Here is a 5,843-nt window from a genome sequence, read left to right as displayed (position 1 = left end):
GCGAGCGCTGGAGGTCGGCGGCCATCCGTACGGCGTGGGCGACGTCGGCCACGTAGGGCAGCAGCGTGCCGAGCACCCGCTCGTCGTGGGCGGCGGCGAACCGCCGGGCACCCGGCGGGCCGAGGAGCAGCCGGCCCACCGGCTCGCCGTGCCAGACCAGCGGCACCTCGCGCGGCGACGGCCCGACATGGCCGCTCTCCACGTAGCGGGGCCTGCCGTCGGCGATCTCGACGGCGACCCCCTCCACGGCCAGGCCCTCGCGCACGACCGTCACCACCGACGCCAGCGCGTCGGCGGGGTCGGCCCGCCGCACCTCCTGCGTCAGCCGCTCGGCGAGCAGCGCGGGATCGCCCACCCTGCCGTACAGCGCGCGGTCGGCCACGCGCAGCAGGGCGCGGCGCAGCGGCTGGAAGAACCCGCCCGCGAACAGCGCCGCCGCGAGCCCGGCCACCTGGTGGTACCCGGAGACGACCAGGCTGGAGACCGCCCCCGCGCCGAAGTAGACGGCGCTGATCACGCCGAGGAGCCCGGCGGTGACGAAGGTCCGGCTGATCACCGTGTCGATGCCGTACAGCCGGTAGCGCAGCGCCGCGAACAGGATCGCGAACGGGATGAGCGCCGTCCACAGCGTGGCGGGCACCCACCACGACTCGCCCATGAGGTACATCGCGACGTACCCGGCGAAGGCGGTGAGGGGCCAGGCGATCTGCCGCCGCGTCACGGGGTCGGCGCGCCGCAGCCGCAGCACGAGCGAGGCGAACGCGGCGACCACGCAGACCCGGACCGTGTAGTCGAGGACCGTCCACGCCGCCGTGTAGTAGGGGACGAGGGCCCTGACCTCCAGCGGGTTGTGGATCACCTCCGGCCAGGCGTACGCCGCGCGGGCGGGGTCGGGCCGCAGCAGGGCCAGGACGACCTCGGTGGTCGTGGCGGCGGCGCCCAGCACGACCACCCAGAGCCAGCGGCGCGAGGGGAGCCGGCCCGTGGGCGAGCAGAGCGGGAGGAGGATCGCCAGCATGAGCCCCGCCGCCGCCCAGCACACGACGGCGATCACGCGGCCCGCGTTGGCCGCCCCCATCTCGCCCTGCCAGGCCCAGTGGAAGGAGAGCGCGGTGAAGGCGACGTTCCCCGAGCCGAGCAGTCCACCCGCGCAGATCAGCCACGCGAGGCTGAGCCGGGGCCGCTGGGACACCAGGAAAGCCCCCGTGACGGGGAACGTGAGCGCGACGCCGAAGTCCGGCGTGAGCGGGGGCTTCGGCTGCCACTCCCCGGGGAGCCCGACCTGGACCAGCACTCCCAGGAGGGTCAGGAGCAGTGCCGCGGCCGCCATCGCCCAGGCCACCGCCCGCGCGGGAAAGGCTGGGGGGTTCTCGTCCATCCTGAAAGGGATTATGTCCCGTCCCGTTCTTTCCTGACCAGGGAAGCGGACCTACGTCGCCGGCGCGGAGCGGCGGCGGACGGCGCGGCCGATGAGGAGCTGGCCCGCCGCCGCGAGCAGGCCGAGGCCGCCGAACAGGGGCCACACCAGGCCGGGGGCGTCGGCCAGCAGCCGGGTGCCCACCAGGGGTGCGAGCAGGGTTCCGGCCGACCAGGACAGGCCGTACAGGCCCGAGTAGCGCCCGCGCAGGTGGGGTGGCGCGAGCGTCGCGACGATCGCCCCAGGGATCCCGGCCGTGAGCACCTCGCCGAGCGTCCAGACGGCCACGGCCGCCGCGTGCCCGGCCGCCGACGACGCCAGTGAGGTCACCGCGAATCCGACGCCGACGAGCGCGAACCCGGACGCGAGGACCTTGGACGGATCGAACCGGGCCAGCCACGCGTTGGTGAGCGGCTGGACGACCACGATCAGCAGGCCGTTGACCGCCATCGCCATGCCGTACGCGCTCGCGGGCAGCCCCTGGCCGGTCATGGCGAGCGGCAGCGTGCTGTAGCCCTGCAGGTAGACCAGCGAGTACGCCAGGTTGCCCAGCACGAAGACCAGCATGAGCCGGTCGCGCAGCACGTCGGCGAACCGGCCGGGCAGCGCGTCCTCGCGGGCCGGGCGGGTCTCCGGGATCGCCCGCCATACGAGAAGCCCGAAGATCAGGCAGGTCACGGCGTCCACCCAGAACAGCACGGTGAAGCCCGAGTGGGCGAGCCACCCGCCCGCCACCATGGCGACGGAGAAGCCGAGGTTGATGGCCCAGAACAGCAGCCCGAACGCCCGCGGCCGGTCCTCCGGCGGCACCAGGTCGGCGACGATCGCCTGCGAGGCCGGGCGGTAGGCGTCCACCACGATGCCCAGCACGAACATGCCCGCGACGAGCCCCGGCACGCTGGTGGTGTAGCCGAGCGCGACCATGGTGACGGCCGTGGCGACCATGCCGCCCGTCAGTGTGACCCGGCGCCCGAGGCGGTCGGCCAGCCATCCTGCGACCGGCTGCGACAGCAGGGACCCCACGCCGAACATCGTCATGACCAGCCCGGTGGTGGCGAGGGAGACGCCGCGGGCCTGGGTGAGGTAGATGCCGATGAACGGCTCCACCATCGTGCCGAGCCGGTTGACGAACGTTCCGCCGAACAGCACCCAGAACGGTCGGGGCAGGCCGCCGACCTTCGACTGGATGAAGCCGGTCCTGTCGATCACAGTGGTCACGGACGTCCACTCTTGGACACCAGGGCCGGGCCGTGCCAATCTTTTAGCCCTGGCTGAAACATAGGGGGAGCGGCCGTGCCGGTGGAGTGGCGTTTCACGCCCGACGACGTGGCGCGGCTGCGCTTCGCGTTCTCCCCGATGTGGGAGTTGGTGGCCAGTCTCCGGGTGCTGCGCGCGCCCGGCCGCCACTCGCTGCATCTGCCGTGGCTGCGGGCCGTACGGCCGCGCTTGCGCGAGGTGGATCTGACCGACCTGTTCGCGCTGGTCCCGGTGAGCGGCTACATGCCCGACTTCCTCACCCCGCCGCCCGACACGCCGTTCCCGGACTTCGCCGCCGAACTGGAGCGGGTGCGCGGCACACCGCCCGGCACGGCGTACGAGGAGGCGGCCTGGGTGCAGACGTCCGACCCCGCGGCGCTGCGGCGGTTCACCGACGACCCGGCGCAGGGCGTGCGGCGGGTGGCCGACCGGCTGACGGAGTACTGGACGGTCGTGTTCGAGGAGTTCTGGCCCAGGATCCGCGCGCTGCTCGAGGCCGACGTCATGTGGCGGGCCCGCACGCTGGCGGCCGGGGGAGTGCGGGAACTGTTCGCCGACCTGCACCCGGCCGTCGCCTGGCACGGAGACCGGCTCGTCACGGCCAAGAGCTGCGCCTACGACGGCGACCTCGGCGGGCACGGCCTCGTCCTCGTGCCGAGCGCCTTCGCCTGGCCGGACGTCTCGGTGATGTACGAGCCGTACCGGCCGATGCTGTGCTATCCGGCGCGGGGCGTCGGGACGCTGTGGTCGGACGGCACGCCCTGCACCCCCGAGGCGCTGTCCGCGCTCATCGGCCGCACCCGGGCGCAGGTGCTCACCGCGCTGGCCGAGCCCGGCTCGACCACCGGGCTCGCCCGGCGGCTCGGCCTCACGCCGGGCGCGGTCAGCCAGCACCTCGCCGTGCTGTCCGACGCGGGCCTGGTGATGCGGCGGCGGCTCGGCCGCGAGGTGCTCTACCGGCGGACCCCGGTCGGCGAGTCGCTCGCCGCGGTCTGCTGATCACTTCGGGTCCGGCAGGGCGGGTACGGCGGGCAGCCGGGCCGTGACCGTCGTCCCGCGGCCGTGTTCCGAGGTGACGGCGCAGGTGCCGCCCAGCTCGGCCGCCCGCTCGGTCATCGAGCTCGTCCCCACGCCCGACCTGCGGCCGGGCGGGAGCCCCACGCCGTCGTCGGCCACGGTCACCCGCAGCTCGCCGTTCCGGTGCAGGACCACCCGCACGCGCCGGGCCCGCGCGTGCTTGCGCACGTTCGTCAGCGCCTCCTGGACGATGCGGTAGGCCGCCACCTCCACGGCGGCGGGCAGTCCCGACATGTCCCCGGTCACCTCGACCTCGGCCACCGACTCCTCACCGGCCGCCAGCCCGGGACGCGCCTCCTCCGCCAGGGCCCGTACGGCTCCCGCCAGGCCGAGGTCGTCGAGGGCGGGGGGACGCAGGCCGTACACGAGCTGGCGGACGTCGGCGGTGACGTCGTTCATGCCTTCCCGCAGGTCCCGGAGCAGGGCGTCGGCCGTGTCCGGGGCCCGTTCCAAAGTGTGGCGCGCCATGTTGATCGCCATCGCCATCGAGGCCAGCGTCTGCCCGAGCCCGTCGTGCAGGTCGCGGCGCAGCCGCCGCCGCTCCTCCTCCCGCGCCGTCAGGATGCGCTCGCGGGAGCGCTGCAGCGCGGTGGTGAGCGACACCGTGTGGGCGGCGTCGGCGACGTACGGCGCGAGCACCGCGATCACGCGCTCGTCGTGGGCGGCGGGGAAGCGGCGCCCGCCCGGCGGGCCGATCAGCAGGCGGCCGACCGGCTCGCCGTGCCAGACCAGGGGTATCTCCCGTGCCACCGGCCCGGGCCGGCCGCTCGTCGTGACGTTCCCGTCGATCTCCACCGTGATGCCCGTGACCGACAGGCCCTCGCGCAGCACCTCCAGGGCGGCCAGCAGGGCGTGCGCGGGGTCGGCGTGCTGCAACCGCCGCCGCAGCCCGGCGGCGAGCGCGAGCGGGTCGCCGCCCGTGCCGTAAAGCGCGCGGTCGACGAGGCGCTGCAGCACGTTGCGGATGGGGTGGAAGAACGCCCCGGCGAACAGGGCCGCGGCCAGGCCGGCGAACCTGTCGACGCCGGACAGGATCAGGCTGGAGCCCGCCCCGACGAGCACGTAGACGGCGGCCACGACGCCGACCAGGCCCGCGCCGACCAGGGTCCTGCTGATCAGCGTGTCGATCCCGTAAAGCCGGTAGCGCAGCACGGCGACCGCGATCGCGGCCGGCACCAGGGGGAGGGTGAGCGAGGCCGTCCACCAGACCGGAGGGCCGATCACCCAGGGGACCACCACCCCGGCCATGGCCACGAGCGGCCACAGGATCTGGCGGCGCTCGATCCCGTCCGCCCGGTTGAAGCGGACGACGAGCGAGGAGAACGCCAGCGCCATGCCCACCGCGACGACCGTGTGCAGCACCTGCCGGGTGCCCTGGTAGTACGGCGCGAAGACCGCGACCTCCAGCGCGTTGTACCCGGTGCGCACGCTCGACGGGGCGATCAGCGAGCACAGCCAGTCGAGGGCGAGGGCGGTGGCGGTCACGCCCCCCGGCACGCACCACCGCTTGGACAGGATCCGCCCGGTGGGATACAGCAGCGGCAGCAGCACCCCGAGCGCGTACGTCGTGAGGTTCCACACGCCGTCGGCGAAGACCCAGAGCGGGTGGACCAGTGGATGACCGCCGTCCTGGACGAGCAGGGCGGCCAGGTTGGCGGCGAGGATGTTGGCGGCCGAGCCCAGACCGCCCAGGCACAGCAGCCATCCGAGCAGCAGCCGGGGCCGCGAGATCACCAGCAGCGCCCCGAAGATCGGGAACGTGGTGCCCGCGATGTCCTCGGGCGCGAACGGCAGCGGGGTGAGGGGGGAGTCCGGCAGCTGGGCGGTCACCCAGATGTCGGCCAGTTCCAGGCAGATCGCCACGCCGGCGATCGCCACCGCGACGGTGGGCCCGAGCGTCCGCACCCGGCCCGGCCAGTCGAGCGCGCGCAGCCGCCGCAGCCGGTCGACGGCGCGCGGGTGCGCGGCGCCATCCTCTGCGCCGGCCCCTGCGCCGGTCTCCGAGTCGCCCTCTGCGCGGGTCTCTGGGCCGGTCTCTGCGCCGGTCTCCGGCCCCCGGCCGGGCGCGGCGCCGCCCCGGGGAAGGGTCACG

General features: G+C 74.6%; 4 protein-coding genes. 1 reads left to right on the top strand and 3 read right to left on the bottom strand.

From position 1 onward, the window contains the following. Together AB0J39_RS37735 and AB0J39_RS37730 are read right to left on the bottom strand one after the other, a co-directional pair. Window positions 1-1,378: sensor histidine kinase (locus AB0J39_RS37735; RefSeq protein WP_363473738.1), on the bottom strand; the 1,378-nt coding region annotated here is incomplete at its 3' end. Between the two features lie 51 nt (window positions 1,379-1,429). Next, window positions 1,430-2,635 carry an MFS transporter gene (locus AB0J39_RS37730; RefSeq protein ID WP_363473736.1) on the bottom strand — a complete coding sequence of 402 codons (1,206 nt, stop codon included), beginning with the start codon at window positions 2,633-2,635 and terminating at the stop codon, window positions 1,430-1,432. Window positions 2,636-2,710: 75 nt separating this feature from the next. Between AB0J39_RS37730 and AB0J39_RS37725 the strand changes: the two genes are divergently transcribed. After that, on the top strand, window positions 2,711-3,673 hold the full coding sequence (locus tag AB0J39_RS37725) for a DUF5937 family protein (RefSeq protein ID WP_363473734.1): 963 nt from the start codon (window positions 2,711-2,713) through the stop codon (window positions 3,671-3,673). Here AB0J39_RS37725 and AB0J39_RS37720 read toward each other — a convergent pair. Continuing rightward, a partial coding sequence (locus AB0J39_RS37720; RefSeq protein WP_363473732.1) for a sensor histidine kinase occupies window positions 3,674-5,843 on the bottom strand: 2,170 nt, incomplete at its 5' end. It abuts the gene before it with no gap.

This window comes from Microbispora sp. NPDC049633 (assembly GCF_040675265.1).
Lineage (GTDB): Bacteria > Actinomycetota > Actinomycetes > Streptosporangiales > Streptosporangiaceae > Microbispora > Microbispora maris.
The sequence above is the reverse complement of the archived record's forward strand: the minus strand, read 5'-3'. Positions and strand labels throughout refer to the sequence as shown.